Origin of the sequence: Bradyrhizobium sp. NBAIM03, from assembly GCF_020194055.1 — a bacterium.
Classification (GTDB): domain Bacteria; phylum Pseudomonadota; class Alphaproteobacteria; order Rhizobiales; family Xanthobacteraceae; genus Bradyrhizobium; species Bradyrhizobium yuanmingense.
Map to the genome: position 1 here is coordinate 56,106 of NZ_JADYVS010000019.1, position 26,077 is coordinate 82,182.

Annotated in this window: 28 protein-coding genes and 1 tRNA gene; 14 read left to right on the forward strand and 15 right to left on the reverse strand. The window is 65.3% G+C overall.

Going from position 1 to position 26,077, the window contains the following annotated elements:
- Window positions 1–19 precede the first annotated feature (19 nt).
- Genes I6F21_RS25600 through soxX form a run of 5 tightly spaced genes read right to left on the reverse strand, consistent with a single transcriptional unit; the run spans window position 20 to window position 2,330 of the window.
- The gene (locus tag I6F21_RS25600) at window positions 20–325 is read right to left on the reverse strand and encodes a hypothetical protein (protein ID WP_036014604.1); all 306 of its coding nucleotides are present in this window, start codon (window positions 323–325) and stop codon (window positions 20–22) included.
- A complete protein-coding gene (gene soxA, locus I6F21_RS25605; protein WP_036014603.1) occupies window positions 322–1,185 on the reverse strand; it encodes a sulfur oxidation c-type cytochrome SoxA in 864 nt (287 codons plus the stop codon). The genes I6F21_RS25600 and soxA overlap by 4 nt, the downstream gene beginning before the upstream one ends.
- Entirely contained in the window at window positions 1,185–1,496 is a 312-nt protein-coding gene (soxZ, locus tag I6F21_RS25610) for a thiosulfate oxidation carrier complex protein SoxZ (protein WP_225137686.1), read from the reverse strand. Before soxZ ends, soxA begins: the two co-directional genes overlap by 1 nt.
- A gap of 15 nt (window positions 1,497–1,511) precedes the next feature.
- Window positions 1,512–2,009, reverse strand: coding sequence for a thiosulfate oxidation carrier protein SoxY (gene soxY / locus I6F21_RS25615; RefSeq protein WP_036014597.1), 498 nt, complete (start codon window positions 2,007–2,009; stop codon window positions 1,512–1,514).
- 27 nt (window positions 2,010–2,036) lie between these two features.
- Window positions 2,037–2,330, reverse strand: a complete 294-nt coding sequence (soxX, locus tag I6F21_RS25620) for a sulfur oxidation c-type cytochrome SoxX (protein ID WP_225113698.1) — start codon at window positions 2,328–2,330, stop codon at window positions 2,037–2,039.
- Window positions 2,331–2,614: 284 nt separating this feature from the next.
- On the opposite strand from soxX, the gene I6F21_RS25625 reads away from it, so the two are divergent.
- Window positions 2,615–3,289, forward strand: a complete 675-nt coding sequence (locus I6F21_RS25625) for a DUF938 domain-containing protein (RefSeq protein WP_225157215.1) — start codon at window positions 2,615–2,617, stop codon at window positions 3,287–3,289.
- Between the two features lie 117 nt (window positions 3,290–3,406).
- Here the strand turns inward: I6F21_RS25625 and I6F21_RS25630 are convergent, their stop codons facing one another.
- Window positions 3,407–5,473 (reverse strand): prolyl oligopeptidase family serine peptidase, encoded by a 2,067-nt coding sequence (locus I6F21_RS25630; protein WP_225183597.1) that lies wholly within the window; start codon window positions 5,471–5,473, stop codon window positions 3,407–3,409.
- Window positions 5,474–5,660: 187 nt separating this feature from the next.
- Between I6F21_RS25630 and I6F21_RS25635 the strand changes: the two genes are divergently transcribed.
- Window positions 5,661–6,908, forward strand: a complete 1,248-nt coding sequence (locus I6F21_RS25635) for an MFS transporter (RefSeq protein ID WP_225141062.1) — start codon at window positions 5,661–5,663, stop codon at window positions 6,906–6,908.
- Window positions 6,909–7,094: 186 nt separating this feature from the next.
- A complete protein-coding gene (locus I6F21_RS25640; RefSeq protein ID WP_036014586.1) occupies window positions 7,095–8,339 on the forward strand; it encodes an MFS transporter in 1,245 nt (414 codons plus the stop codon).
- 105 nt (window positions 8,340–8,444) lie between these two features.
- On the opposite strand, the gene I6F21_RS25645 is transcribed toward I6F21_RS25640, so the two are convergent.
- Together I6F21_RS25645 and I6F21_RS25650 are read right to left on the reverse strand one after the other, a co-directional pair.
- On the reverse strand, window positions 8,445–9,836 hold the full coding sequence (locus tag I6F21_RS25645) for a M48 family metalloprotease (protein ID WP_074448070.1): 1,392 nt from the start codon (window positions 9,834–9,836) through the stop codon (window positions 8,445–8,447).
- 134 nt (window positions 9,837–9,970) lie between these two features.
- On the reverse strand, window positions 9,971–10,741 hold the full coding sequence (locus I6F21_RS25650; RefSeq protein ID WP_225113658.1) for a thermonuclease family protein: 771 nt from the start codon (window positions 10,739–10,741) through the stop codon (window positions 9,971–9,973).
- Window positions 10,742–11,140: 399 nt separating this feature from the next.
- Here I6F21_RS25650 and I6F21_RS25655 point away from each other — a divergent pair, with 399 nt between their 5' ends.
- From I6F21_RS25655 to I6F21_RS25665, 3 genes are all read left to right on the forward strand, one after another.
- Window positions 11,141–12,346, forward strand: coding sequence for an ABC transporter substrate-binding protein (locus I6F21_RS25655; protein WP_225183598.1), 1,206 nt, complete (start codon window positions 11,141–11,143; stop codon window positions 12,344–12,346).
- A 194-nt stretch (window positions 12,347–12,540) separates the two neighbouring features.
- Window positions 12,541–13,329 (forward strand): enoyl-CoA hydratase, encoded by a 789-nt coding sequence (locus I6F21_RS25660; protein ID WP_109141720.1) that lies wholly within the window; start codon window positions 12,541–12,543, stop codon window positions 13,327–13,329.
- Between the two features lie 2 nt (window positions 13,330–13,331).
- Window positions 13,332–14,078 (forward strand): hypothetical protein, encoded by a 747-nt coding sequence (locus I6F21_RS25665; RefSeq protein ID WP_036026313.1) that lies wholly within the window; start codon window positions 13,332–13,334, stop codon window positions 14,076–14,078.
- 186 nt (window positions 14,079–14,264) lie between these two features.
- On the opposite strand, the gene I6F21_RS25670 is transcribed toward I6F21_RS25665, so the two are convergent.
- Genes I6F21_RS25670 through I6F21_RS25680 form a run of 3 tightly spaced genes read right to left on the reverse strand, consistent with a single transcriptional unit; the run spans window position 14,265 to window position 17,337 of the window.
- The gene (locus I6F21_RS25670; protein ID WP_225141058.1) at window positions 14,265–15,077 is read right to left on the reverse strand and encodes an enoyl-CoA hydratase/isomerase family protein; all 813 of its coding nucleotides are present in this window, start codon (window positions 15,075–15,077) and stop codon (window positions 14,265–14,267) included.
- A 17-nt stretch (window positions 15,078–15,094) separates the two neighbouring features.
- Complete coding sequence (locus I6F21_RS25675; RefSeq protein WP_057027444.1) at window positions 15,095–16,255, reverse strand: acyl-CoA dehydrogenase family protein; 1,161 nt, start codon at window positions 16,253–16,255, stop codon at window positions 15,095–15,097.
- A 17-nt stretch (window positions 16,256–16,272) separates the two neighbouring features.
- Window positions 16,273–17,337 carry an acyl-CoA dehydrogenase family protein gene (locus I6F21_RS25680; protein WP_225150749.1) on the reverse strand — a complete coding sequence of 355 codons (1,065 nt, stop codon included), beginning with the start codon at window positions 17,335–17,337 and terminating at the stop codon, window positions 16,273–16,275.
- A gap of 246 nt (window positions 17,338–17,583) precedes the next feature.
- Between I6F21_RS25680 and I6F21_RS25685 the strand changes: the two genes are divergently transcribed.
- Window positions 17,584–18,369, forward strand: a complete 786-nt coding sequence (locus I6F21_RS25685; protein ID WP_225150750.1) for an SDR family oxidoreductase — start codon at window positions 17,584–17,586, stop codon at window positions 18,367–18,369.
- 147 nt (window positions 18,370–18,516) lie between these two features.
- Here I6F21_RS25685 and I6F21_RS25690 read toward each other — a convergent pair whose 3' ends face one another.
- A complete protein-coding gene (locus I6F21_RS25690) occupies window positions 18,517–18,783 on the reverse strand; it encodes a GlsB/YeaQ/YmgE family stress response membrane protein (protein ID WP_036014563.1) in 267 nt (88 codons plus the stop codon).
- A gap of 33 nt (window positions 18,784–18,816) precedes the next feature.
- Complete coding sequence (locus I6F21_RS25695; protein WP_036014559.1) at window positions 18,817–19,383, reverse strand: YidB family protein; 567 nt, start codon at window positions 19,381–19,383, stop codon at window positions 18,817–18,819.
- Between the two features lie 161 nt (window positions 19,384–19,544).
- Here I6F21_RS25695 and I6F21_RS25700 point away from each other — a divergent pair, with 161 nt between their 5' ends.
- Both I6F21_RS25700 and I6F21_RS25705 read left to right on the forward strand, forming a co-directional pair.
- Window positions 19,545–20,546 (forward strand): 2-dehydropantoate 2-reductase, encoded by a 1,002-nt coding sequence (locus I6F21_RS25700; RefSeq protein WP_225183599.1) that lies wholly within the window; start codon window positions 19,545–19,547, stop codon window positions 20,544–20,546.
- 20 nt (window positions 20,547–20,566) lie between these two features.
- Window positions 20,567–20,782 carry a hypothetical protein gene (locus I6F21_RS25705; protein ID WP_074448068.1) on the forward strand — a complete coding sequence of 72 codons (216 nt, stop codon included), beginning with the start codon at window positions 20,567–20,569 and terminating at the stop codon, window positions 20,780–20,782.
- 163 nt (window positions 20,783–20,945) lie between these two features.
- Here I6F21_RS25705 and I6F21_RS25710 read toward each other — a convergent pair whose 3' ends face one another.
- Window positions 20,946–21,569 (reverse strand): hypothetical protein, encoded by a 624-nt coding sequence (locus I6F21_RS25710; RefSeq protein ID WP_057027447.1) that lies wholly within the window; start codon window positions 21,567–21,569, stop codon window positions 20,946–20,948.
- A 231-nt stretch (window positions 21,570–21,800) separates the two neighbouring features.
- On the opposite strand from I6F21_RS25710, the gene I6F21_RS25715 reads away from it, so the two are divergent.
- The 4 genes from I6F21_RS25715 to I6F21_RS25730 are packed head-to-tail and all read left to right on the forward strand — an operon-like array spanning window position 21,801 to window position 25,380.
- Window positions 21,801–23,318, forward strand: a complete 1,518-nt coding sequence (locus tag I6F21_RS25715) for an AMP-binding protein (RefSeq protein WP_109141715.1) — start codon at window positions 21,801–21,803, stop codon at window positions 23,316–23,318.
- A gap of 21 nt (window positions 23,319–23,339) precedes the next feature.
- Window positions 23,340–23,978 (forward strand): RraA family protein, encoded by a 639-nt coding sequence (locus I6F21_RS25720; protein ID WP_036026331.1) that lies wholly within the window; start codon window positions 23,340–23,342, stop codon window positions 23,976–23,978.
- Window positions 23,979–24,004: 26 nt separating this feature from the next.
- Entirely contained in the window at window positions 24,005–24,376 is a 372-nt protein-coding gene (locus tag I6F21_RS25725) for a dimethylsulfonioproprionate lyase family protein (RefSeq protein WP_036014542.1), read from the forward strand.
- A gap of 47 nt (window positions 24,377–24,423) precedes the next feature.
- Window positions 24,424–25,380: a tripartite tricarboxylate transporter substrate-binding protein gene (locus I6F21_RS25730; RefSeq protein WP_074448067.1), complete on the forward strand. Its 957-nt coding sequence runs from the start codon at window positions 24,424–24,426 to the stop codon at window positions 25,378–25,380.
- 7 nt (window positions 25,381–25,387) lie between these two features.
- Here the strand turns inward: I6F21_RS25730 and I6F21_RS25735 are convergent, their stop codons facing one another.
- Complete coding sequence (locus I6F21_RS25735) at window positions 25,388–25,747, reverse strand: VOC family protein (RefSeq protein ID WP_036014526.1); 360 nt, start codon at window positions 25,745–25,747, stop codon at window positions 25,388–25,390.
- Between the two features lie 137 nt (window positions 25,748–25,884).
- Between I6F21_RS25735 and I6F21_RS25740 the strand changes: the two genes are divergently transcribed.
- Window positions 25,885–25,961, forward strand: a tRNA-Arg gene (locus tag I6F21_RS25740).
- Window positions 25,962–26,077: the final 116 nt, after the last annotated feature.

The following is a 26,077-nucleotide window of genomic DNA, read 5'->3' on the forward strand; positions in this document are numbered from 1 at the left end:
GCGTTCACCGCGGGGCAGTCTAGCGGATTTCCATCGCCTTCCAGGCTTCTTTTTCGGAAACAGCCTGGAAGATCGACGCCCTCGCCAGCGCTTCGGCTTCCCTGGCCGCGGCCACCGCACGGCCGAAATCGCCGCCATCGGCAGCCCTTTTCGCGGCCGCCAGCGCAGATACGGTCACCGTCCACTGGTTGCGCATGCCCGCCGCCTCCTTGGAGGCGGCTTCGGCGGCCGCATAGGCCGCCTTGTAGTCCGCCTCACTCGCCGCGCGCGCGGATGGCGCAAGGCTCAAGGCGAGCAGCATGGCCAAGCCAAGTGACAGCTTCATGGCCGTGCTCCCGGTCCCGAGATCGGCAGGCCGTTGGCGACGTAGGACAGGAAATATTCGACGTCGCGATATTCATCCGACTGCGGCTCCAGCGGAACCGCGCGGGTCTGGCTGTTGCAGGTGACGAAGCGGCGGCTGGTCGTGCCCATGCCGCTCCATTCGGAGCGGTAGATCGGCATCGCGTTGAGGATGCCGAGCGCTGGGGCGAGGGTCTCGGCGCGGATGCGCTCGCCTGGGCTCTGCACGTGGCAGCTCGCGCAGGAGAAATTCATCTGGCCGCGCCGCGTGTAGAAATAGCGCTTGCCGTTCTCGTACGCCGCCAGCGCGCGGGGATCGTCGGGGATCTTGATGTCCATCAGCTTGCCGCGCGAGGTGTAGGCCATGTAGGCGGTGAGCGAGGCCATCTCGTCCTTGACGTAGGAATAGGGCGCCTCGCCATTGGCCTCGCGGCAGCGGTTGAGCGCGAGCTCCAGCGTGATGACCTTGCCTTCGCCGCTGTCGAAGTACGGATAGTTCTGGCGGATGCCGATGCCGCCGTTCGGGAAGCAGTCGGCATAGGTCTTGCCGTTCTTGAACGGGGTCGAGAACATCTCCTTGCCGGCCTCGAGCGCGAACTCGTAAGGCGGGAATTCCTCCTTCTCCTGCCACTGCCGCTTCATGTCCTCGTTCATGGAATACGGACCGTTGACGAAATCCTCGTGCTTCACGTTCGGAAATTTCTGGAAGAAGAAGTTCTGGAACGCCTTGGCGTCGGCGACGGGATCGACCTTGTCGGCAGCGATCACGCGCGGCGCGGCAAGCGCGAACGCGACGAGCGCAGCGCTGAGCGAGCCAAGCAGGAGGTGGATGCGGGCCTTCATCACGCGATCTTCGCGGTGGTCGTATCCGAGCCGCCCTTGTTGTCGGTCCAGGAGATCTTGAGCTCGTCGCCCTTCTTGGCGCCCTTGAAGCTGAACTTGACGTAGGGGTCCTTGGAGACCGCTGTGCCCCAATCGGCGACGAACACGTCCTTGCCGTTACATTCGAACTTCAGCCGCTGGATGAAATGCGCCGGGATCAACTCGCCCTTGGAGTCCTTGACGAGGCCGGTGTCCATGGGGTGCTGGATCAGCGTCTGCACCTCGGTGATGTCGCCGGTCGATGTTGCGCGCACGCGAATGCTGGATGCCATGTCGAACTGCCTCGCTTAGCCGCCGCAACCGCCGACGGTGACCTTGACCTCCTTGGTCGCGCTGTAGAGCTTGCCGTCGGCCTCCACGATCGCGGTCAATTTGGTGGTCCTGGCCATCTTGAGCCGGTTGGCGACGGCAGGGATCGTGCCATCGGGAATCCTGTAGCTGGCCGCCAGCGCGCTCGGGTTCTCCGCCACGAAGAACGAGATCGAGGTGACCTTGTCCAGCGTCGTCGTCACCGAGATCGGCACGACGCCGCCGTTCTCGGCGATCTCCGGCGCATCCAGCTTGACCTTGTCCGACGGCTCGGCGGCCTTGCCGTAGAGCGCCTTGATCGCATCCGCCTCGCTCTTCTGCCTGAAGGCCTCTTCCGGATATTTGTCGTTCGCCGCGGCGCGCGCGGGCGCGAACGGCAGATTGCCGAGGCCGAGCAGCGCCACGGAGGCAGCGCCCTGAAGGATCAGGCGCCGCGTCGGATGAGGCCTCCAATGAGGCTTGGGGGTCGTGGTCATCTCAAGTCTCCTAGGGGCCGCCGGCGGTTACAGGGTCTGCAGGAAATCAACAATCGCGTTGATCTCCTGCTCGGTCAAAATCCGGTTCCGGCCGAACGGCGGCATCATGGTTTGCGGATTGCGCTTGGTCTCGTCGAAGATGATCGCGGTGAGCTCGTTGCGATCGGGGTATTTGGCCTTGATGTCCTTCAGCTCCGGTCCGATCGTCCCCGGCAGGTCGCCGCCTTTGATGACGTGGCAGGTGAGGCAATTGCCCTTGCCGCGGTCGAAGGCGAGCTTCTGGCCCTCCGTCACGGTGGATTGCGCCCCCGCCGGGGCCATTGCCGCGCCGGCGAGGAGGGCCAGCGCAGCAAGCAGAGCGGGCTTGCGAGGAAAGGCGGTCAAGGCATCGTCCCGGCGTTATCTCGATGATCTCGTTTGCGGAATTGTTCAAAAGCACAAAGGCCATCGCCTGACAATCAAGACTATGCACGCGGTGAAATGGAGTTAATATCCTGCGCATTGCAACTGACGAGATAGTTCGTTCATTCGGATGGGCGTGAACTAGCAGATTATTCTCGGACGTTTGGCCGCCTTTTCTGGTTCGCATTTTTTGGGGACGTCACTTGGCTGAATATGTGGTCGAATTTGGCAGGGATGGCGGACGGGTCGAGCCGGATGGCCGGCTCGATGCGCCTGCCTTCCATCGCAATCACGAACCGATCTGGGCAGCGCTGGAAAAGCATCTCGCGGATGCGACCGGCAACGTCGTGGAACTCGGCAGTGGAACCGGGCAGCACGTGGTGCATTTCGCCCGCCACACGCCGGGCCTGATCTGGTGGCCGAGCGATCTCAACCAGCGCCACCTCAAGAGCATCGAAGCCTGGCGCGTGCATGCCGGCCTGCCGAACATCCGTTCACCCCTGCGCATCGACCTCACCGATCCCGACTGGTGCCCGGAAATGAAAAGCGGGCAGGGGCCGACCAGCCTCGCGGCCGTGTTCTGCGCCAATGTCATTCACATCGCGCCCTGGGCCGTGGCCGAAGGCCTGTTCGCCGGCGCGGGCCGTTATCTGCGCCGCGACGGCAAGCTGTTCCTCTACGGCCCCTTCAAGCGCGACGGCAAGCATACCGCGCTCAGCAATGCGGTGTTCGACACCTCCTTGCGCGAGGGCAATCCCGAATGGGGCGTGCGCGACGTCGTCGACGTCGAGAAGCTGGCGAAGGCGGCAGGCCTCGGCCTCATCGACACGATCGAGATGCCCGCGAACAATCTGACGCTGGTGTTTGCAAGAGGCTAGGAGGTCATCATGCCCGGGCTTGTCCCGGGCATCCACGTTCTTCGGGCGGTAAGGCAAGGCGTGGATGGCGGGGCCAAGCCCGGCCATGACGATGTGGAGACGTCAGCGCACCCAACTCTAGCCTTCATCCCGCCACCCGATCTTCTCCTTCAAGAACCGATAGCCCAGCACCTCGAAACCGGCGCGCTCCTTGTTGTCCCTGCCGTAGCCGTGGCCGCCTGCGGGCGGCTCGTAGAACCAGGCCTCATAGCCCATGGCCTGCAGCTTTGCCGCCATCTTGCGGGCATGGCCGGGATGGACGCGGTCGTCGCGCCGCGTCGTTGCAATCAGGATCGGCAGATAGGACCGGCCGGCTTTCACATTGTGATAGGCCGAGTATGTCTGCAGCCATTCCCATTCCTCCGGCTTGTCGGGATCGCCATATTCCGCGATCCAGCTCGCGCCGGCGAGCAGCTTGGTGTAGCGGCGCATGTCGATCAGCGGGATGGTACAGAACAATGCGCCGAAACGCTCGGGATAGCGCACCAGCATGTTGGTGATGAGGATGCCGCCGTTCGATCCGCCCTGCGCGGCGATGCGTTTTGCGCTCGTCACACCGCGGCGGACGAGATCGGCCGCGACCGCGGCGAAATCGTCGTGTGAAAGCTTCTTGCCGGCAAGCCGTCCGGCATCGTGCCAGCGCGTGCCGAACTCGCCGCCGCCGCGCAGATTCGCCTGCACAATCGTGCCGCCGCGCTCCAGCCACAACTTGCCGAGCGAGGAATTGTAGTACGGCTTCACCGAGTGACCAAAGCCGCCATAGGCGCTCAGATAGACCGGCGCATCGCCGGTCTCGCCGGCAGGGCCCGTCTGCACATAGGGGATACGCTCGCCGTCAACGGAGATCGCCTCGTGCTGCGTCACCACGAGGCCATCGGCGGTGAACGTCTTCGGCGCCTGCTTCAGCACGATCGGGCTTGCGACGCCGCGCTCGATCAGCAGCAGCGCCGGCGGCGTCAGCGGGTCCTGCACATTGGCGAGCAGATCGCCATTGCTCTCCGATGCATGGCGGTCGAGCGGCCAGACATCGACGACGCCGATCTGCGGCAGGCCGCCAAGTGTCTCGCGGCTCCAGCTAGTGGCAGACGGTGTGCAGATCTCGAAGCGAGGTTTGAGCTCGTCGAGAATCGACATCACCAGCTTTCCTTCCGCCCAGAACAACCCTTGCAGCGCGCGCCGCGGTGCGGGCTCGAACAGGACGACAAAATCGCGGCTGCCGGCGAGGAAGGCCGAGAGCGAGATGCCGAGCACGGTGTCGGTGGCATAGGTCCGGCCATCGACCTGCCAGTCCTTGCGTAGCTTCATCGCGAACCAGTCGCCATGCGCCTGCATCCAAATCCCGGTCGGCAGATCGAGCTTCGTCGTCGTGCCGGCCGCATCGCGCAGCCAGATGGCGTGGTTGAAGAAGTCGATCTGGTCGACGATCCAGACCCGGGGCGCCGCTCCGGTGTCGTCGGCCATGCCATAGATCACCATGTGATCGGCGGTGGTCTCGATGACCATCTGTGCCTGATCGACCGGTTGGCCGCGCCGCCACAGGCGGACGGTGCGCGCATAGCCCGAGCTCGTCGCCATGTCCTCGCCATGCGCGCTTGACAGCAGCAGCGTGTCGGCATCGAGCCAGTCGACGCCGCCTTTCGCTTCCGGCAGCGCAAAGCCGTTCGCCACGAAACTTTTCGTGGCGAGGTCGAATTCCCGCAAGGTGACGGCATCGCTGCCGCCGCGCGACAGGCTCAAGATCGCCCGCGAGCTTCCCGGCATCGTGGCGATACCGCTAAGCAACCAGTCCTCGTCTTCGCTTCTCGCGAGCTGGTCGATGTCCAGCATGGTCTCCCATGCCGGATCGGCTTTGCGAAATTCCGCAAGCGAAGTCCGCCGCCACAGGCCGCGCGGGTTGGCGGCGTCTTTCCAGAGATTGTGCAGGTCGTTGCCGCGCCGGCTGACATAGGGAATGTTGTCAGGTCGGTCATAGATCGCCGCGAGGATGTCGCGATCGTGCTCGAAGGCCTTGCCGCCGAACGCGGCGAGCGTCAGGCTGTTCTGCCGCTCGACAAAATCGAGCGCCTGCCGGCCCTCGATCTCCTCCAGCCACAGCCAGGGATCGTCGTCGGGCGCTTGAAGCGTGGGCCTGTCGTCGACGGACATGAAGGTAACTCCCGGAAGATCGCGGCGGATAGGATTTGATCGAGCGCAAGCCGTCAAGGGTGCGCAGCGTTATCATTCCAGCGATTGCGTCAGGGGCATGGCCCGCGCCCGTTTGCGCCGGTTGCCGGCCCTCTCTCACCCCTCCATAGTGCCGCGAATCAACAGAGCCCTTTGGGCGGAAATGCCGATGCTGGACGTGACTGCAGCCCATGAGATCGCCGACGATGCCCGCGTGCGTGCCAACGTCGTGCGCCTTGCCGCCGCGCAGGCGTTGACCGGCGCGAATTCGGCGGTGATCTTCGCCACCGGCGCGATCGTCGGCGCCACGCTCGCGCCCGACATGTCGTTCGCGACCGTGCCGATCTCGATGTATGTGGTCGGGCTCGCCGCCGGGACGCTGCCGACCGGCGCGATCTCGCGCCGCTTCGGCCGCCGCGCCGCCTTCGTCATCGGCACGGGTCTCGGCACGCTCACCGGCCTGCTCGGCTCGCTCGCAATTCTGCGCGGCTCGTTCGCGCTGTTCTGCTTTGCTACCTTCCTCGGCGGTCTCTACGGCGCGGTGGCGCAATCCTATCGCTTCGCCGCCGCGGATGGCGCCAGTGCGGCCTACCGGCCGAAGGCCGTGTCCTGGGTGATGGCGGGCGGCGTGTTCGCCGGCGTGCTCGGTCCGCAGCTCGTGCAATGGACCATGGATGTCTGGCAGCCTTATCTGTTCGCCTTCAGCTTCCTGGTGCAGGCCGCCGTCGCGCTGATCGCGATGGGCATCGTCGCCGGCGTCGATATGCCGAAGCCCGCGCCGGCCGATCTGCACGGCGGCCGGCCGCTGCTCACGATCGTGTCCCAGCCGCGCTTCATCGCGGCAGCGCTGTGCGGCGTCATCTCCTATCCCATGATGAACCTGGTCATGACCTCGGCGCCGCTTGCGATGAAGCTGTGCGGCCTGTCCGTGTCCGATTCCAATTTCGGCCTGCAATGGCACATCGTTGCGATGTACGGGCCGAGCTTCTTCACGGGCACGCTGATCGCGCGCTTCGGCGCTCCGAAGATCGTCGCCGCCGGCCTGCTGCTGGAAGCGGGCGCCGCCATCATCGGTCTCTCCGGCCTTACGGCGATGCATTTCTGGGCGACGCTGATCGTGCTCGGCGTAGGCTGGAATTTCTCCTTCATCGGCGCCTCCGCGCTGGTGCTGGAGACGCATCGCCCGCAGGAGCGCAACAAGGTGCAGGCCTTCAACGATTTCCTGGTGTTCGGCATGATGGCGATCGGCTCGTTCTCATCGGGCCAGCTGCTCGCCAATTACGGCTGGTCCGCGGTGAACCTCGTGGTGTTCCCGCCGGTGGTGCTGGGCCTTGCGGTGCTCTCGCTGGTCTCCTGGGCGAAGCGCCGCAAGGCGCGGCTGGAGGCGGCCATGGGCGAATTCCCCGACGCCGTGTGAGTGGCGGGAGGTTGTCAGCAGCGTTGACACTTCGATCCAGGTCGAAGTGATTTTCTGAGGAAGGTTATTTAGATGTCGTCATGGCCGGGCTTGTCCCGGCCATCCACGTCTTTGCGAGGTCGGAAGAAGAACGTGGATGCCCGGAACAAGTCCGGGCATGACGGAGCAAAACAAACGGCAGATGAAATGCTCGACAATCCTCAGACCCCAGCGGCCCACGAATCCTCGCTCCGCTATGAAGGCTGGCGCATCGTCGCGGTCTGCTTCCTGCTCGCCACCTTCGGCTGGGGGCTCGGCTTCTACGGCCAGAGCGTCTATGTCGCCGAGCTGCAGCGCGCACGGGGCTGGCCGGCCTCGCTGATCTCCTCCGGCACCACGTTCTTCTATTTGTTCGGCGCGCTGCTGGTCGTCTTCGTCGGCGAGGCCGTGCGGAAATACGGTCCACGGCTCAGCCTGATCGCCGGGACGCTGGCGATGGCGTCCGCCGCGGTCGCGATCGGCGCGGTGCGCGAGCCCTGGCAGCTCTATCTCGCCAATGCCGTGCTCGCCTTCGGCTGGGCCGGCACCAGTCTCGGCATGATCACCAACACGATCAGCCTGTGGTTCGACCAGAAGCGCGGCATGGCGATCAGTCTCGCGCTCAACGGCGCCAGCTTCGGCGGCATCGCCGGCGTGCCGCTGCTGGTAGCATTGATCGGCCATATCGGCTTCGCCGGTGCGATGTACGCCGCCGCCGGCGCCATGCTGATCCTGCTCGTGCCGGTCATCCTCCTTCTCGTCGGCCGCCCGCCCGATCGCCACGGGTGGCAGGCGGCGGCGAAGGCGAAGCCGCAATCATCGACTGAGATCCGCGCCTGGGCGCTGCGGGACGCCGGCTTCCTCACGGTGACGATCGCCTTCGCCCTGGTGCTGTTCGCCCAGGTCGGCTTCATCGTGCATCTGATCTCGTTCCTCGATCCCGTGATCGGACGCGAGCGCGCCGCCGTGGCCGTCGCGGTGCTCACCGCGATGGCGGTGGTCGGCCGCGTGCTGTTCTCGCTGGTGATCGACCGCATCAATCAGCGCCTCGCGTCCGCGCTGTCGTTCCTCAGCCAGGCCGCCGCGCTTCTCGTCGTCGTCAACCTGCACAACGATTACGTGCTGATCGCGGCCTGCGCCGTGTTCGGCTTTTCGGTCGGCAACCTCATCACGCTGCCCTCGCTCATCGTGCAGCAGGAGTTCGACTCCGCCGCCTTCGGCGTGCTGATCAGCCTCAACACGGCGATCAACCAGGTGACCTACGCGTTCGGTCCCGGCGTGGTCGGTTTCCTGCGCGATCTCTCCGGCGGCTATACGCTGCCCTTCTATCTCTGCATCGTGCTGGAGGTGATGGCGGCGGCGCTGATCATGGTGCGGGGGAGGCCGCGTCTCTCTGGGATGACATCCGCTTAGCGCGGCGTCGGAGCATGGTCCGGAAAAGTGTGTAGCGGTTTTCCGAAAAGATCATGCTCAAAAGAATAACCTAAAGCGCGATGACGATCCCAATCGCATCGCGCTTTAGTCCGCCACGATCTTGACGCGGTCGCGCACCTTCACCTGCGCGGTGCGATCGAGGCCGTTCAGTACGCGGAAGCGCTCGGCGGGATGGTCGACGCCGGCCATGCGGTGGGAGAGCGACTCCACGGTATCGCCGGGCTGCACAGTGATGACCTTGATGCGCAGCGGGCGCGCGGCCTGGATTTCCTCCAGAGTCAGCCGGCGGAACGAGTTGACGGTCTCGCGCGCATTCCGCTCGCTCTCGGTCGATTTCTGCCGTGCCGCGAAGATGAAGCGATAGACGTCGCTGCCGAAGCGCAGCGCATAGACCTTGAACTGCCACTGGTCGCCCTTGGCGGTGGCGGACGCCGCTGGAAAACCGTTGACGGTGAGATCCTCGGTCGAAGCCTTCTCGACGCCTTCCATCCAGCCGGAATTGAGGTAGTCGCCGAGCGACTGTTCGGCCGGCACGCGCACGACGTCGAAGCGCATCGCCTGCGCGCCGCCCTCGCGGACGCCGATCACGGCCTGCGCGGTGTTGTCGAGCGTGAAATTGTCCGGCGCCTGGAAGGTGAAGCCGAGCTTCGGATGCAGGAAGCGCCGGCCGCGGACAAAACCTTCGCTCGGGTCTTCGCCATAGACGAGATTGTCGATCGCGGCGAGATAGCTTTCGCGATCGCGCTCGGCGCCTTCAGGCGCGGTGTATTGGCGGGCAATGTTCTGCGCGTTCTGGACGCGTTCCGGAGTTGCCGGATGCGACGAGGTGAAATCCTGCGCGCGCGGATCGAGCGAGCTCTTGCCGGCCTTCAGCTCGGCATTTCGCTCCATCGCGGACAGGAAGCGCGCCGCGCCGTACGGGTCGAAATGCGCCTTGGCGGAGATGCCGACGCCGATGCCGTCGGCCTCGAACTCCTGCTTGCGCGAGAAGCTCGCCATGGTGAGCTTGGTCTTGGCCAGCGCCAGCGCGGTGAGGTCGGGATCGTTGCTCATGTCGGTGACAACGCGGGTGACGATCGCGGCCTGGCGGGCCTGGTCCTCGCGCATCGCCGCGTGCTTGGACAGCACATGCGCCATCTCGTGGCTGAGCACGGAGGACAATTCGGAGGTGTCGCTGGCGAGCGCGAGCAGGCCGCGCGTGACATAGAGCTGGCCGTTGGGCAGCGCGAAGGCGTTCACCGCCCCGGAATTGAGGATGGTGACCTTGTAGCCCTGGTCGGGCCGCTCGGAGGCCGCGACCAGCCGGTCGACGGTCTTGCTGACGAGCGCCTCGAGCTTGGGATCGTCATAGGTCCCGCCATAGCTCGCCAGGATGCGCTCGTGCTCCTTCTCGGTGGCCGGGGTTTGGGCGACGGCGGGCTTCGGCTTCGGCATCGCGACGGCTGCCGGGGTCGCCGCAGTCTGGAACCGGCCCATATCGCCGCAGCCAGCGAGAAGTCCGCCCAGCGCAAGGCAAAGCGCGGCCGGCGCAGCCCGCAGGCGGCGGCAATCGCCCAGTCCGTGCCGTTCTAGCACCCCATTCACGTCGTTTAACCCGTGCCCGGCCTGTCTTAAGGCCTTACCCCTGTCGGCTCGTTTGCGCCCAGCAACTCGATCTGCCCCACGAGGCGTACATCGATGCGTGGCCCCGTATTCCCCTCAACCCAGCCCCGAACGCGAATACGCCGATTCTCCAGGGACTTAAGGGCCATACCAGCGCTTTCGAACGCCGCTAGCGTGCGCTTTGAAATAGTCACGGCAAAGCCGCGTGTCCAGTTTCGTCCGAAGTTGAGGTAGGTCGTTGCCCCAGCTTGCCGGACCGACAGGACTTTGCCTTCGACCACCGTAAAGCGCCCGATCTCCGCCAAAATATCGTCCGGACTTTCGGCGTTTTTTATGGCCGACGGGTCAGCCCAGCTGCCCATTTTTTGGCGCCGCGCCGCAGCTTCGGACGCCATCAGGGCGGCCGCGCAGTCCTTGTCCAGGATCTCGGCGGAGGCGATGGCATCGCCCCGAGCGAGCAGCATGGCCTGCACCGAGATGTCGCCTTCGCCGATGAAGACAAGCGCACTCTGGCGGCCGTAGCGATCAGGCGTGTCGTCAGCGCTCCGCAGCATCACGTCGTGGCCGGCGAGCAGCGAGGTCAGCGCCTGCTTCGTGGTCGCGGTCGGCGCGATGCCGCTGAGGCGGATCTCGCGCCCGTCATCGAGCCGCACGCTGCGCGCATCGACGATGGCAGCGACGCGGCCTTCGCCTTGGGACTCGAACTGGCAGGGGCCCGCGAATGCCGAGCTACTTGCGACGAGAAGACATGCGACGATGAAGCGAAGCCGTTGCGTCACGTGATCCGGAGAGGTTGCATTGCGGCCGGACTTTAACTCATGCGTGGTGAGACGCGAAGGGGCTTTCTCACACCCTTCATTGCGAGGAGCTCTTCGCGACGAAGCAATCCAGACTGTTTCCGCGGACGCATTTCTGTATTGCTTCGCGGAGCCTGTCATCGGGCCGCGCTTCGCGCGGACCCGTTGGCTCGCAATGACAATGCGGGGACAGCTTCCGTCCTCGCGGCATTCCGCTTTGCGGAAAGCGCGCATTGATCATTCATCTGCATCGCACCTGCGCTTGCTGCGCTCTTGCGCATGCGGCATGATTGCGGCAACAGCGAATAGCCAAGAGCAATAACCCAAGAGCAATAACCAAGCCGCCATCAGAGCACGGCGCGATAAGGGAGGTCGTTTTCGATGAAGACTATTTTGTCCGGCATTTTTGCCGCCGCGTTTGCCCTCAATGCGAGCGCCGCACAGGCTCAGGACAAGCCGCCGCTGAAGATCGGCGGCATCCTCGACATGTCGAGCCTTTATGCAGATATCACCGGCTCCGGCAGCGAGACTGCGGCGAAGATGGCGGTCGAGGATTTCGGCGGCGAGGTGCTGGGACGCAAGATCCAGGTGCTGGCGGCCGACCATCTCAACAAGGCCGATCTCTCCGCCAACATTGCCCGCGACATGCTCGACAATCAGGGCGTCGAGATGATCTACGACGTCGCGGCCTCCGCGACCGCGCTTGCCGCCGGCGAGATCGCGAAAGCGCGCAACAAGATCATCATGTTCAACGGGCCGGGCTCGATCCGTCTCAGCAACGAGGCCTGCGGCCCCTACACCATCCACTACGTGTTCGACACCTACGGCCAGGCCAACGTGACCGGTCTTGCGGCGGTGAAGTCGGGTCTCGACAGCTGGTTCTTCCTCACTGCCGACTACGCCTTCGGCCAGGATCTGGAGAAGGACACCAGCGCGGTCGTGACCAAGACCGGCGGCAAGGTGCTCGGCGCCGTCCGCCACCCGCTCAACACGTCGGATTTCTCGTCCTTCCTGCTCCAGGCTCAGGCCACCAAGGCCAAGGTGATCGGGCTCGCGAATGCCGGCGGCGACACCATCAACGCCATCAAGCAGGCGGCGGAGTTCGGCATCACCAAGGGCGGCCAGAAGGTCTCGCCGCTGCTCGCCTTCGTCACCGATATCGACTCGATCGGGCTCGAGACCGCGCAGGGCCTGCTGCTCGCGGAAGCGTTCTACTGGGATCTCAACGACGACACGCGGGCATTCTCGAAGCGCTTCATGGAGCGCACCAAGCGCGTGCCGACCTCGGCACAAGCCGGCGTCTATTCCTCCGTCACCCATTATCTGAAAGCTGTGAAGGCAGCCGGCACGACCGACGCGGCGGCGGTGATCAAGGTTATGAAGGAGACGCCGATCAACGACTTCTTCGCCAAGAACGGCAAGATCCGCGAGGACGGCCGCATGATCCACGACATGTACCTGTTCGAGGTGAAGAAGCCGTCGGAGTCCAAGGGGCGCTGGGACGATTACAAGCTGCTCGCCACCGTCCCCGGCAACGAGGCGTTCCAGTCATTGGAGCTGTCGCGCTGCCCGCTGGTGAAGAAGTGACGGCGTGACGTAAGGCACGCCGTCATCCCGGGGCGCGCCAAACAATAGGTCGTCATCCCGGGGCTCGCGAAAGCGAGAGCCCGGGATCCATTGGGCGGCATTGACGGTTGAGAGATGGATTCCGGGTTCGCGACTTCGTCGCGCCCCGGAATGACAAAGTGAGAGAGTGGCACCACAGAATGAGGCCAACATCCATGAACGACATGGTCTTGCAAAAGCTCGAAGGCGGGCTGCTCACCATCACGATGAACCGGCCGGAGCGGAAGAACGCGCTCAATCCCGAGATGGTCGCCGGGCTGGTCGAGGCGGCACGGCGCGCGGCTGATGATCCCGAGGTGCGGGCGGTGCTGTTCAAGGGCGCCGGCGGCTCGTTCTGCGTCGGCGGCGACGTCAAGTCGATGGCGCAGGGGCGCGCGCCGCTGCCGTTCGAGCAGAAGCTCGCAAATCTGCGCCGCGGCATGGAGGTCTCGCGCATCCTGCATCAGATGCCAAAGCCCGTGGTGGCCCAGCTCGATGGCGCGGCGGCTGGCGCCGGCCTGTCCATGGCGCTGTCCTGCGACCTGCGCATCGCCTCCGAATCCTGCAAGATCACCACCGCCTTCGCCAAGGTCGGGTTCTCCGGTGATTACGGCGGCACCTATTTCCTGACCCAGCTGCTCGGCAGTGCGCGGGCGCGCGAGCTCTATCTGATGTCGCCGGTGCTCACCGCGAAGGAGGCACATGCGATCGGCATGGTGACGAAGGTCGTGCCCGACGCCGAGATCGACGCGGCCGCGCACGAGCTCGCGCTGTCGCTGGCGCAAGGGCCGTCGATCGCGCTCGGCTTCATCAAGCGCAACATCAACAACGCCGAGCACCTGGCGCTGGAGGATTGCTTCGACGGCGAGGCGATCCATCACACCCGTTGCGGCGACACCGAGGATCACAAGGAGGCGGCCAAGGCCTTCGTCGAGAAGCGCAAGCCGACCTTTAGGGGCGCATGACCATGGCGCCCTATATCCGGCTGCGTCAGATCTGCCTGGTCGCGCCGCAGCTCGAGCCCGTCATCACGGATATCGGTCGGATCATGGGCCTCGCCGTCTGCTATCGCGACGGCAATGTCGCCAAATACGGCCTCGAGAACGCGCTGCTCCCGGTCGACACGATCCTGCTGGAGGTGGTCGCGCCGTTCAAGGACGGCACCACGGCCGGTCGCTTCATCGAGAAGACCGGCGGCCGCGGCGGTTACATGGCGATCTTCTGCTGCGACGACCCGGACGAGCGCGGCCGCAACGCCAATGCGCTCGGCGTGCGCACCGCCAATGTCATCGACCACGCGCCGTATCACGGCGTCCAGCTCCACCCCCGCGACTGCCGCGCCGCCTTCATCGAGTTCAATCACACCGAAGGCAGCGACGACATCCTCGGGCCGTATCCTCCGGCGGGACCGGACTGGCAGAAATTCATTCGCAAGGATGTGACCGAGGCGCTGACGGCGGTGGAGATGCAGAGCCCGGATCCGCAAGGGCTGGCCGAGCACTGGGGCAGGATCATCGGAATTGCGCCTGAAGGCGCCGAACTGAAGCTACCCAACGCGACCTTCCGCTTCGTCAAGGGCGCCAGCGAGATCATGAGTGCGCTGGAGTTTCGGGTGACTGACGTGGCGCAGGTGCTGCATACCGCCAAGGCAAAAGGGCTCGCGGTTGAGGGCAACGAGTTTCTGCTGGGCGGAGTGACGTTCCGCGTGAGTTGAGCGGGCAAACCCTCTCCCCCTGTGGGAGAGGGTGGCTCGCCGCGAGCGGCGAGACGGGTGAGGGGTCTCTCTCCGCGAGCGAATCACTTGCGTTTGAATGCGCTGAAGCAGCCCCTCATCCGGCGCTTCGCGCCACCTTCTCCCACAAGGGGAGAAGGAAGAAAGAAGCGATCGCTTTGTAATAAACTACCTTCCCTTGAAATTCGCCACCCGCCGCTCTTCCGTGGCCTTCACGCCTTCCTTGAAATCGTCCGTCGCGCGCAGCCGCGTCTGCTCGGCGAGTTCGTGATTGGTCGCGGCCATCACGCGGTCGGCGAGGCCATTGCGCATCGTGGCGCGGGTGGAGAGCAGGCCGAGCGGGGAGCATTCGGCGATCTCGCCGGCGAGCTTCATCGCGGCCGCCTTCACCTGGTCCTGCGGCACCAGCTCGTTGGCGAGGCCCCATTTGTAGGCTTCCTCGCCCGTGACGCGGCGGCTGGTATAGAACATCAGCTCGGCGTTGTTCTTGCCGATCAGCTCCGGCAGCGTCACGGTCAGGCCGAAGCCGGGGTGGAAGCCGAGCTTGGTGAAGTTTGCGGAGAAGCGCGCTTCGGGACAGGTGACGCGGAAATCGGCCGACACGGCAAGCCCGAGTCCGCCACCGATGGCCGCGCCCTGCACGGCGGCAACGATCGGCTTCTTGGCGCGGAAGATGCGCACGGCCTGGATGTAGAGATGGTTGATCGGGCCGAGACTGTCGGCCGGATCGCCCTTTTTCTCGGCCTCGCGCGCCTCCTGGGCCTGCCGCGCCGGATCGCCGAAATTGGCGCCGGCGCAGAACGCCTTGCCCTGCGCGGAGAGCACGGAGGCACGGATCTCGATGTCGCGGTCGAACTCGTCGAGCGCGTCCGCGATCTGGTTGATCAGCGAGATATCGAAGAAGTTGAGCGGCGGACGGCGGATCTCGATGGTGCCGACATGCCCGACCTTCTCGACGCCGATATCTTGATAGGTGCTCATGATGATCCTCGATTGACTTAACGCAGACCCAATCCGCGGGCGATGATACCGCGCAGCACCTCGGTGGTGCCGCCCTGGATGGTGAGTTTCGGCGCGGTCTTGATCGCGAAGTCGAGCTGCCGCTCCAAGGTCTCGCGGTTGCTCGCGGTCTCCTCGACGAAGGCGGCGAGATCGCGCACGCGATGCGGCAGCTGCTGCTCCCAGACCGTGCCGATGTCCTTGACAATGGACGCTTCGACCACCGGCTCCTTGCCGGCTTCGAGCATGCCGGCCACCGAGACCGACATCCGCCGCATGGTGTGGAGCTGCGCGACCAGGCGGCCGATGCCCTCGGCGCTGCGCGTATCGGGATTGGGACCGACAGCGCGGACCAGCTCGGTGAGGACGTAATACGTCTCGAGGAAACGCTCAGGGCCCGAGCGTTCATAGGCGAGCTCGCTCGTCGCCTGTTTCCAGGCGCCGTCGACCTCGCCGAGCACATGGTCATCGGGAATGAAGTGATCGGTGAAGACCACCTCGTTGAACTCGTATTGCCCAGTGATCTGGCCGATCGGATTCACCTTGATGCCCGGCTGCTTCATCTTGACCAGGAACTGGGTCAGGCCGTGGCGGCGGTTCTCCTTGGTCGGCGGCGAGGTCCGGAAGATCGCGATCATGTAGTCGGCGATATGCGCCGACGAGGTCCAGATCTTGGTGCCGTTAATGAGATAGCCGCCGTCGGTCTTGGTCGCGCGCGTCTTCGCCGCGAACAAATCGGAGCCCGAGTTCGGCTCGCTCATGCCGATGGCAAAGCAGATCTCGCCGCGGCAGATCCTCGGCAGGATCTCCATCTTGATGTGCTCGGGCGCGTATTTCAAAAGCACCGGCCCGCTCTGGCGGTCGGCGACGAAGAAGCGCCGCGTCGGCGCATTGGCGACGCGCATCTCCTCGGTCACCACGTAACGCTCGAGGAAGGAGCGTTCCTGGCCGCCATACTTTTTCGGCCAGGTCATGCCGAGCCAGCCCTTGGCGCCGACCCGGCGGGAAAATTCCGGCGCGTCGGTGTCCTCGCGATTGGGCTTGTGCGGATCGAAAGTGCCGGCGGCGATCTCCTCGGCGAGAAAGGCGCGGACTTCCTTGCGCAATTGCTCGCATTTCTCCGGCAGGCGGATCGGATCGAAACGGAGGGCAGCAGTCATTGTGTCTCTCTCCCGGATCAGCGCGATGCCACGAGCGGCCACAATTCGTCGGCGCCGCGGTTTGCGACGAGCTTGCCGAGCTCGACGGCCCAGTAGCTTTCCGAGCCGAAATCGTCGCGCCAGGCCAGCGCGCGCAGCGAATAGCGGTGCAGGATGTGCTCCATGGTGAAGCCGATCGCGCCATGGACCTGATGCGCGATGCCGCCGCCCTTCTCGGCAGCTTCCGCGCAGCGGATCTTTGCGGAGGCGGCTTCGAGATAGATCTCGTCGTTGAACGATCTTGCATTGGCGATGGCGTCGGCGGCGGACGTCGCCGCCGCGAGCGCCGCGGCGGATTCGCCGGCAAGGCGGGCGAGATTGTGCTGCACGGCCTGGAATTTCGAGATCTTCTTCTCGAAGGCGACACGCTCGTTGGAATAGCGCACGGAGATGTCGAGCATGGATTCCAGCGCGCCGGCGATCTGGAGGCTGCGCGCGACGCCGCCCATCAGCATCAGATGGGTCTGCTCAAAGCCGTTCGGCGCGGGCTTGATGGCGACGGGCTGGACCTTGTCAAGCGTGACGGTATCGCTGTGGTCGTAGCCGACATTGAGCCCGGCCTCGATCCGCGCCTTGGCCGCGTCGATCAGCGCAATGGAAGCACCGTCCTTGCCGTGTGCCAGCACCGCAAAATGCTTCGCTGCTTTTGCAAAGGGCACGCCGCGCGCGCGACCGGAGAGCGCACCGTCGGCATCGAGGGTGATACGGTCCTTCGGGGACGCCGGCACGATCGTCATCTCGCCTTCGGGGGAAGCGATCTTGGCCTGTGCCAGCAGCCATCCCGCCAGCATGGTCTCGGCCAGCGGCACCGCGACTGCGAAACGGCCGGCGGCGTTCAGCAGCGCAAAGCCGTCGGCGAGGCTCGCGCCCGAGCCGCCGAGATCGTCCGGCACCCAGGACAGCGGCAGGCCGGCTTCGCTCAGCGCCTGCCACAGCGGCGCCTGCCAGGAATTGTTCTTGTCGTTGTTGATGGTTTGCGGGTCGGCGAGATCGGCGAAGATCTTCTCCGCGGTCTCGACGACGATAATGTCACTCTCCGCCACAGCGTTCCCCGTATCTTGCCATTGGCGCGTCCGGTCAGATCGGCCAGTGCGCAGTCTCTTCTTGCGCCCGATGATCGGAAAAAGCCATGGCCCTGACAAGCGTTGATCGCAGGTCCATCTGCGGCGTGGGCATGGGGCCAGGCTTCAGGAAATGCTAATTCCGCTTAGCGGAGTTTGCTCGATTTGCAGGGCGCGGCAAACTCGCTAAACAGGACGCCACACCAGATACAGGGGAAGGAAATCCGGATGGCAAAAGACGGCTTGTGCGCAATCGTGACGGGGTCCGCATCCGGGCTGGGTGCAGCGACTGCGGAGATTCTCGCCCGCAGCGGGGCGCGGCTCGTCATCAACTATTCGTCGAGCCGGAAGGAAGCCGAGGCGACGGCCGAGACCTGCCGCAAGGCCGGCGCCGCGGAGGTTTTGGTCGCACAGGGCGACGTCTCCAAGGATGAGGATTGTCGCACGATCGTCGCGGCGGCGAGCGGCTGGGGCCGGCTCGACATCCTCGTCAACAATGCCGGCACCACCAAGCATGTGGCTCACGCCGATCTCGACGGTCTGTCGGCGGAAGATTTCCAGCGGGTCTATGGCGTCAACACCATCGGTCCGTTCCAGATGGTGCGCGCGGCGCGCAGCCTGCTCGAAGCCGCCGCCAAGGCTTCGGGGCGGCCATCTGCGGTCGTGAACGTCTCCTCGGTCGCCGGCATCAGCGGCGTCGGCTCGTCGATTGCGTACGCCGCGAGCAAGGGTGCGCTCAACACCATGACGCTGTCGCTGTCGCGCGCGCTGGCGCCGCTGATCCGCGTCAACACGGTCTGCCCTGGCTATATCGACACGCCCTGGTTCACCAAGGGCCGCGGCGAGGCGCAGGCCAAGCAGGTGCGCGACAGCGTCGTGGCGAAAGTGCCGCTGAAGGTCGCATCATCCGCGGAGGACATCGCCCAGCTCGTCTGCTTCCTGGCGACGCCGGCCTCCAGCAACATGACCGGCGAGGTCGTGCGCATGGATGCGGGGATGCATTTGATTACGTGAGACCCGATACGCCCTCTCCGCGTCATGGCCGGGCTTGACCCGGCCATCCACGTGAGGCCGCTCGGGTCGAAGGACGTGGATGCCCGGGTCAAGCCCGGGCATGACGATGAGGAGGTGGCGTGCTCTCGTCGTTACCGCTTCTAAGCGCTACCCCTTGATCACGCCGCTCGCTACCAGCCGATTCCAGATGAACAGCACCACCACCGCGCCGATGGTCGCGGTGATGAAGCCGGCGCCCTGGTCGGGGCTGTAATGGCCGATGGCCTGGCCGATCCAGGTGGCCAGAAACGCGCCGGCAATGCCGAGGATGGTGGTGAGGATGAAGCCGCTCGGATTGTTCGGCCCCGGCGACAGCCAGCGCGCGATGAGGCCGGCAATGAAGCCGACCAGGATGATCCAAAACAGGCCGCCCATGCTCATGACAGTGCTCCCCTCTCTTTGAACCGATCAGACCCGATCCGAGAGTTCATTCTCGGTCGGCAGCCGTCCGTCCGGCGTCAAATGGTCGACCACCTGCGGCAGATACTGGCTGAGGCCGGAGAGCAGCTCTTCGCGTGACAGGCCGCTCTGGGCGGACAAACTCTCGATCTGGTCGGCGCCGAGCGCGCTGGCGAGATCGCCCGGCGCGATTGGCTTGTTCTCGCCCTTGCCGACCCAGGAATTGGCGGCATCACCGTGTCCGCTCTGCTGGAGCTGGTTGAGGAGATCGCCAAGCCCGCCGCTCAGAATGCTGCCGGCCGCACCGCCGGCGAGCAGGCCGCCGAGGCCGCCCTTGAGCATGTCGTTCAGACCGCCGCCCCGACCTACGTTCACCGGCGGAGGCGCGGGTGTCGGCAACGGTTGGGGCGCTGAGCCGGACTGGTTGCCGGTGAAATGCTTGAATGCCTTCCAGGCGAGCAGGCCGAGCAGCGCCATGGTCATCGGCGACATGCCGCCGGAGGATTTCTCGGAGCTCGGTGTGCTCTGGCCGCGCGGGCCGTTCTGCATGCCGTTGAGGACGTCGAGTAGACCCATGGTGCTCTCCTTTGGCGTCTCGTTCGGCGAGCGCTCGCCGCTGACTGCCCCCGGGGCGAGAAGATATGGGGCGCTCATGACCGTTACAAGTCGGATGCGCCGCGATTGGTTGTCGGGCTCGGCTCTGCTATCGAAGGCCGGTCATTCAGGGAGTGAGCTCGGTGATTGCGGATCGACCGATCGTTGTGGCCGGCGCCGGCGCCATCGGCTGTTTCGTCGGCGGCATGCTGGCCGCCAGCGGCCGCCGCGTCGCGCTCCTGGTGCGGCCGCGGGTAAAGACCGAGATCGAGCGGTTCGGCTTGCTTCTGACTGATTTGGACGGCTCCGAGAACAAGCTCGGCGCGGGTCAACTGGCGCTGTCGGAGGATCCCTCGATCTTCCACAGCGCCGGCATCGTGCTGGTGACGGTGAAAAGCGCCGATACCGCTGCTGTCGCCGAGCAGATCGCGCAGCATGCGCCTGAGGATGCCGTCATCGTCTCGCTTCAGAACGGCGTCGGCAATGTCGCTGCGCTGCGCGAGCGGCTGGGCGGCCGCCGCGTGCTGGCCGGCATGGTGCCGTTCAACGTGATCGCGATGGGCGAGGGCCGCTTCCACCGCTCGACCTCCGGCGACATTCATGTTGGCGAGGATGCGGAGAACACGGCCGGGAAGCTCTCGGTCGCCGGCCTCACGATGCGCGCGAGCAGCGACATCACGGGCGTGCAATGGGGCAAGCTGATCATCAACCTGAACAACGCGCTCAGCGCGCTGTCGGACATGCCGCTTGCCGCGCAACTGGCCAGCCGCGACTGGCGCAGGCTGTTCGCCGACCAGATGGCCGAAGGGCTGGCCGTGCTGAAGGCCGCCCACATCGTGCCGGTGTCGTCGACGCCGATCCCGATGAGCTGGTCTCCAACCCTGCTGCGGCTGCCGGATGCGATCTTCGGTGCAATCCTGGGACGGACCATGAAGATCGATCCCGAGGCGCGCTCCTCGATGTGGCAGGATCTGAAGCAGGGCCGCAAGACCGAGATCGACTATCTGCAGGGCGCGGTGATCGCGCTCGCCGAGCGGAACCATGTCGCCGTGCCGCTGATGCGCCGCATTGTTGCGCTGATCAAGGAAGCCGAGGCGGCCGGCAACGGTCCGCTCCGTATGACGCCGCAGCAGATTCGGGGGTAGCGCCCGAAAGGAGGAGCGCGATGAAACGTGGTCTTGTGATCGGGCTCGCGCTGACCGCCTTCTGCGGCACATCGACGCTCGCCTATGCGAGGCCGCCGACGGTGATGAACTCACCTGGATATGACAGGCGATTGCAGGAGAGCCGGTCGCAGTTGGGTGCTTCGCCGATGGTGACGGAGCCGGCGACTGCGCCGTTGGCGAAACCGAAGCAGGGCAAGAAGAAGCGCACGAACTGAGGGTGGGAGCTGATCTCCATCCAACTCGTCATTGCGAGCCACCGGGTCGGCGCAAAGCGCCGCCCGATGACAGGCTCCGCGAAGCAATCCAGAATCCCACCGCGGAAAGACCCTGGATTGCTTCGTCGCAAGGGCTCCTCTCAATGACGGTTATGGATGCAACTCACCCCTTCTTCGCGGGCTTGCTCGGGGTCGGGTTGAACAGCTTCTTCAGGTCGTTCAAGCTCTCCGACAGCCGCGGCCATTCGCAGGAGAACGAGCCCTTGGCGCAAGGTGCAGCCTTCGGCTTCGCGCCCGCGGCTTGCTGCACCTTCGGCCGCTCGACCGGCACCGGCACGCGCGCGACTTCGGTCCGCAGCGCGACCTGCTGCAGCTGCTGCAACTGCTGCTCCTGCTGTTCGCGCTGCTGCCGGGCGATAGCCTGGGCCGCTTCGTTGCTGCGGCGCTGGTTGGCGAGATAGGCCGTATAGGCTTCGTCGATCTTCTTCTGCTCCTCCGGCGTCGGATTGGGACCGGCGATATCGAAGGTGCGATCCTGGAGGAAATCGTAATAGGAATAGCCGCCGCCCGGCTTGCGGCGGCCGGCGAACTTGGCGTTGCAATCGGCAAGGGCGGCCGTCTTCTCCGCTTTGGTTGCGGCCTTCTCGGCGGCGTCGGCGCATTCCTCGAAATCAACCGGAGCGCGCTTCCACCATTGCGCCTCGGCATGCCCGTGCGTCAGCAGGAACAAACCTGCTGTACCTACGGCGAGCAGCGCCGCACGACGCGATGTAACGACCGACGACATTCTACGAGAGCATTCCTTGCGCAACTCAACCCGAACTGAGTCGAGCCGGATTTTTGCCCCTTTCTTGCCGACTTGTCACCCATGGAACCCAGGAAATTCAGGGCTGCGATGCTGACATTTTGTGCTTGACGTGGCGCGAGAGTCACAGCGCCCTGACCGCAGGCTGGTACACTCGTGCCGCGAGCGCCTCACTCCTGCGGCGACGCCAAGAAGACGAAATGGAAACGCCTGATGTTGCTGCCGCTCTCAGATGTGCCGCGCTGGTACGCGGAACGCAAACCACACGGCACGATTGCGATCCGTCACGGGCAGGACACGCTGACCTGGGACGAGCTCGAGCGCGGCGCCAACCGCCGCGCGCGGGCATTCATGGCCAAGGGCGTCAAGCCCGGGGATTTCGTCGCGATCGGATTGCCGAACGGCAACGCGTTCTTCGAGACCTCCTTTGCGGTGTGGAAATGCGGCGCGACGCCGACCTCGCTGTCGTGGCGGCTGCCGCGCGGCGAAGCCGCCGCCGTGCTCGACATTCTCAAGCCTGCGCTGGTGGTCGGCGGCGAGGCCGACTGGAATGCGCCCAACCGGTTGGCCGCCGACTTCGTGCCGGAAGGATTCTCGGATGGGCCGCTGGCGCCGCCGGTGGCGCGATACTGGAAGGCGATGACCTCAGGCGGCTCGACCGGCCGTCCCAAGGTGATTCTCGATCATCAGCCGGCGGTGACCGATACCGCGGCTGCGCCGCCGCTCAATATTCCCTTCGGCGTATCGCTGCTCAATCCCGGTCCGCTTTACCACAACGCGCCGTTCATCGTGTCGCATTACGCGCTGTTCGTCGGCGGCAAGCTCACGGGGCTGACCAAGTTCGACGCCGAGGAGACGCTGCGGCAGATCGAACGCGAGCGCGTGCAATGGGTCAATTTCGTGCCGACCATGATGCACCGGATCTGGGCGCTGCCTGCGAGCGTGCGCAACTCTTACGATCTGTCGAGCCTGCAGACGGTCTTCCACATGGCTGCGCCGATGCCGCCGTGGCTAAAGGAGAACTGGATCGGCTGGCTCGGACCCGAGCGGATTTGGGAGCTCTATGGCGGCACCGAGCGGCAGGGCGCCTGCATCATCTCCGGCACTGAATGGCTGACGCACAAGGGCTCGGTTGGCAAGATCGGCGACATGGCGAAGCTTCGCATCGTCGGCGAGGACGGCAAGGACGTTGCGCCCGGCGAGACCGGCGAGATCTATTTCCTCAACAATGACGGCAAGGACGCCACCTACCATTATCTTGGCGCCGAGCCGAAGCGCCGCGCCGACGGCTGGGAATCGCTCGGCGATATCGGCCGGCTGGACGCCGAAGGTTATCTCTATCTCGGCGACCGCCTCGCGGACATGGTGCTGCGCGGCGGCGCCAACATCTATCCGGCCGAGGTCGAGGCCGCGGTGTCCGAGGCTCCCGGTGTGCGCTCCTGCGTCGTGGTGGGCCTGCCCGATCCGGAATTGGGCCAGCGTGTGCATGCCATCATCGAGCCGGAGCCCGATGCGGACGGGCAGGCCATTGCCGACGGCATGGCGGATTTCCTCAAGGACCGGCTCAGCCGCTATAAGCATCCCGAAAGCTTCGAATTCGTCAGCGCCCCGCCGCGCGACGATTCCGGAAAAGTTCGGCGCACCCTGTTGCGCGATGAGCGTGCGACGTGGATGAAGGAGGGGCGCGCGTTCCGGATCTTGCCTTCGAAGGCGCGGGCGCATGCCGAATGAGACAAGCAAGGAAGGACTGACATGACGATCACCATCGTAGCGAGCAGCGTGCCGAAGCCGCCGGCAAATATCATCGAAGGTTTCAGGGACGCGCCGACCTCGGTGATCTCGGACAATCTCGCCCGGCTGCCCGGCGCAGTGGGGCTGAGGCCCTATCACCGCGGCGGCAAGCTGGTGGGCACGGCCTTCACCGTGCGCACCCGTCCCGGCGACAATCTCGCGATCCACCGCGCGCTGGATCTGGTCGGGCCCGGCGACGTCATCGTGGTCGACGGCGGCGGCGACGAGACGCGCGCGCTGATCGGCGAGATCATGAAGAACATCGCGCAATGGCGCAAAGCCGAAGGCTACGTAATCGACGGCGCGATCCGCGACGTCGCAGCATTCGCGGCCGACGACTTCCCCTGCTACGCCCGCGCAGTGATCCATCGCGGTCCCTACAAGAACGGCCCCGGCGAGATCAACGTGCCGGTGACGATCGGCGGCAGCGTGATTGCGCCCGGCGACATCGTCGTCGGCGACGAGGACGGCGTGGTGTCGTTTCCCGCTGCCGGCGCGGCCGCCCTGTTGGAAGCGGTGCGTGTCCAGGTCGCGCGCGAGGAGGAGACGCTGAAGGCGATCCGCGAGGGCCGTTACCAGGGCGCCTACGGCAAGTCCTGATCAGAGGAGCGTGAAGGGAGGATGGCGTGAGCCAGAAGGAAGAATTTCACAATCTCGATGATGCCAGCGACGGACTCTTCCGCGAGCTTGCCGCCGGCGTGACCACGCGCATCTTCTCCGGCGAGCAGGCGATGCTGTCGGTGGTGACGCTGGCCCCGCATGCGCAAGGCACGCTGCATCATCACCCCGAGGAGCAGTGGGGCGTGCTGCTCGACGGCTCCGCCATCCGCGTCCAGGGCGAGGAGGAAATCCCGGTGAAGAAGGGCGATTTCTGGCGCACGCCCGGGAACGTGCCGCACACCATGCGCGCCGGGCCGGACGGCGCCCGCGTGCTGGACATCTTCAGTCCGCCTCGGCCAGAATACAGAAAAGCAGGATCAGGCTTCGGCACGACCTAGCGCTCAAAAGCAAAAAAGCAAAGCGCTACACATAAAGGGAGGGGACCATGACGATCACACGACGGGCGCTGCTGGCCGCGCCGGCTATTCTCGCATTGACGCCGGCGATGGCGCAGGCCGGCAAAATCACGCTGGTGGTGCCGTTCCCGCCGGGCGGATCGACCGACGCCATGGCGCGGCTGCTGCAGACGAACCTGCAGACCAAGCTTGGTCGCATCGTGGTGGTCGAGAACAAGTCGGGCGCGGCCGGTGCGCTCGGCGCTGCGCAGGTCGCCAAGAGTCCGGCCGACGGCTCGACCTTCCTGGTCACCTTCGATTCCCACGCGGTGATCCCGTCGATTCTCGACAAGCCGCCGGTCGATGTCGAGCGCGAGCTGATGCCGGTGCTGCTGATCGGCACCGCGCCTTACGTGATCGCGGCCGGCGCCGGCCGCCCCTACAAGAGCTTTGCCGACGTGGTCGCCGCCTGCAAGGCAAGCCCCGGCGCGGTGAAATACGCCTCGGTCGGCATCGGCACGCTCGGCCATCTCGCCATGACCGTGCTCGGCAGCAAGGCCGGTGTCGAGATCATGCACGTGCCTTATCGCGGCGGCGGGCCGGCCATGAACGACGTGCTCGGCGGCCACGTCGATCTCATCGCGGGATCGGCGGCGCTGGTCGCCGCCCAGCTCGGCACCAATATGCTGCGACCGATCCTGCAGCTCGGCCGCGAGCGGCTGCCGGCCCTGCCTGATACTCAGACCGCGATCGAGGCCGGCTTCCCGGACTTCGAGACGCTGGCCTGGTGGGGCATCTTCGCGCCCACGGGCACGCCGCCGGACGTCGTCGCGGCCTTCGCGGCGGCGTCCAAGGAGATCCTGAGCGAGCCCGCGACCGCCGCCCAGCTGAAGGAGACGCAACACATGACGCTGCTGCTCCAGGACGGCGCCGCCTTCAAGACCTTCTTCGACAAGCAGGTCGCCACCTGGGGCAAGGTCGTGAAGGACAACAATATCAAGGCGTGAGGCCCCGTCATGCCCGACGAAGGGGACGTGCGAAACTGAGCTCATGGCCATCGGGGTCGGTGAGATGGAAGTAGCGCTCGCCCCATTCGGCGTCGCGCGGCGTGGTTGACGGCTGCCATCCGGCGGCGCGCGCCTGCTCATAGGTTGCGTCGACATCGGCGACATGGAAGATGACGCGGCCCCACCAGGACCAGCGCTTGTCGTCCGGCTGTGCCGTCAGGTTGAGATAACCGGGGCCGACGCGAAAGCTCGTGAATGCGGCGGCTTCGCCACCATACAAGAGCTCGAACCCCAGCGACCGGTAGAAGTGCACGGCGCGCCCCATGTCATGCGTGCCGAGCGTGATGGCGCTGATGCTTTCGATCATGTGAGCTGCTCCGTTGGGAGGGGCCTGGAAGTATAGCCGCCCCGTTCAGGCTGACGATCGATCTCGCCCGCCTGACGGCTGGCGAACCGCATTTTGCTCTGCTATGAGGGGGCCGAGCCCGCACCCACGGGTTCCGCGGTCCCGTAGCTCAGCCGGATAGAGCGGCGGTTTCCTAAACCGTAGGTCGGAAGTTCGAGTCTTCCCGGGATCGCCACTTTTCCGCGCGTTTACGCCGCGCCTAGGGCACGCAACGCCGTTATTCCCCCCAAGCGTTATTCCATCGTGACGTGTGCCGACAGCCGGCTAAAATACGGCGGGTGCAGGGGGCCT

Bases quoted from the DNA above. Each gene is read 5' to 3' on its own strand.
- I6F21_RS25600 (WP_036014604.1), bottom strand. From the start codon at position 325: ATGAAGCTGTCACTTGGCTTGGCCATGCTGCTCGCCTTGAGCCTTGCG.
- soxA (WP_036014603.1), bottom strand. From the start codon at position 1,185: ATGAAGGCCCGCATCCACCTCCTGCTTGGCTCGCTCAGCGCTGCGCTC.
- soxZ (WP_225137686.1), bottom strand. From the start codon at position 1,496: ATGGCATCCAGCATTCGCGTGCGCGCAACATCGACCGGCGACATCACC.
- soxY (WP_036014597.1), bottom strand. From the start codon at position 2,009: ATGACCACGACCCCCAAGCCTCATTGGAGGCCTCATCCGACGCGGCGC.
- soxX (WP_225113698.1), bottom strand. From the start codon at position 2,330: ATGGCCCCGGCGGGGGCGCAATCCACCGTGACGGAGGGCCAGAAGCTC.
- I6F21_RS25630 (WP_225183597.1), bottom strand. From the start codon at position 5,473: ATGTCCGTCGACGACAGGCCCACGCTTCAAGCGCCCGACGACGATCCC.
- I6F21_RS25635 (WP_225141062.1), top strand. From the start codon at position 5,661: ATGCTGGACGTGACTGCAGCCCATGAGATCGCCGACGATGCCCGCGTG.
- I6F21_RS25640 (WP_036014586.1), top strand. From the start codon at position 7,095: ATGCTCGACAATCCTCAGACCCCAGCGGCCCACGAATCCTCGCTCCGC.
- I6F21_RS25645 (WP_074448070.1), bottom strand. From the start codon at position 9,836: ATGGGCCGGTTCCAGACTGCGGCGACCCCGGCAGCCGTCGCGATGCCG.
- I6F21_RS25655 (WP_225183598.1), top strand. From the start codon at position 11,141: ATGAAGACTATTTTGTCCGGCATTTTTGCCGCCGCGTTTGCCCTCAAT.
- I6F21_RS25660 (WP_109141720.1), top strand. From the start codon at position 12,541: ATGAACGACATGGTCTTGCAAAAGCTCGAAGGCGGGCTGCTCACCATC.
- I6F21_RS25665 (WP_036026313.1), top strand. From the start codon at position 13,332: ATGGCGCCCTATATCCGGCTGCGTCAGATCTGCCTGGTCGCGCCGCAG.
- I6F21_RS25670 (WP_225141058.1), bottom strand. From the start codon at position 15,077: ATGAGCACCTATCAAGATATCGGCGTCGAGAAGGTCGGGCATGTCGGC.
- I6F21_RS25675 (WP_057027444.1), bottom strand. From the start codon at position 16,255: ATGACTGCTGCCCTCCGTTTCGATCCGATCCGCCTGCCGGAGAAATGC.
- I6F21_RS25685 (WP_225150750.1), top strand. From the start codon at position 17,584: ATGGCAAAAGACGGCTTGTGCGCAATCGTGACGGGGTCCGCATCCGGG.
- I6F21_RS25690 (WP_036014563.1), bottom strand. From the start codon at position 18,783: ATGGGCGGCCTGTTTTGGATCATCCTGGTCGGCTTCATTGCCGGCCTC.
- I6F21_RS25695 (WP_036014559.1), bottom strand. From the start codon at position 19,383: ATGGGTCTACTCGACGTCCTCAACGGCATGCAGAACGGCCCGCGCGGC.
- I6F21_RS25705 (WP_074448068.1), top strand. From the start codon at position 20,567: ATGAAACGTGGTCTTGTGATCGGGCTCGCGCTGACCGCCTTCTGCGGC.
- I6F21_RS25710 (WP_057027447.1), bottom strand. From the start codon at position 21,569: ATGTCGTCGGTCGTTACATCGCGTCGTGCGGCGCTGCTCGCCGTAGGT.
- I6F21_RS25715 (WP_109141715.1), top strand. From the start codon at position 21,801: ATGTTGCTGCCGCTCTCAGATGTGCCGCGCTGGTACGCGGAACGCAAA.
- I6F21_RS25720 (WP_036026331.1), top strand. From the start codon at position 23,340: ATGACGATCACCATCGTAGCGAGCAGCGTGCCGAAGCCGCCGGCAAAT.
- I6F21_RS25730 (WP_074448067.1), top strand. From the start codon at position 24,424: ATGACGATCACACGACGGGCGCTGCTGGCCGCGCCGGCTATTCTCGCA.
- I6F21_RS25735 (WP_036014526.1), bottom strand. From the start codon at position 25,747: ATGATCGAAAGCATCAGCGCCATCACGCTCGGCACGCATGACATGGGG.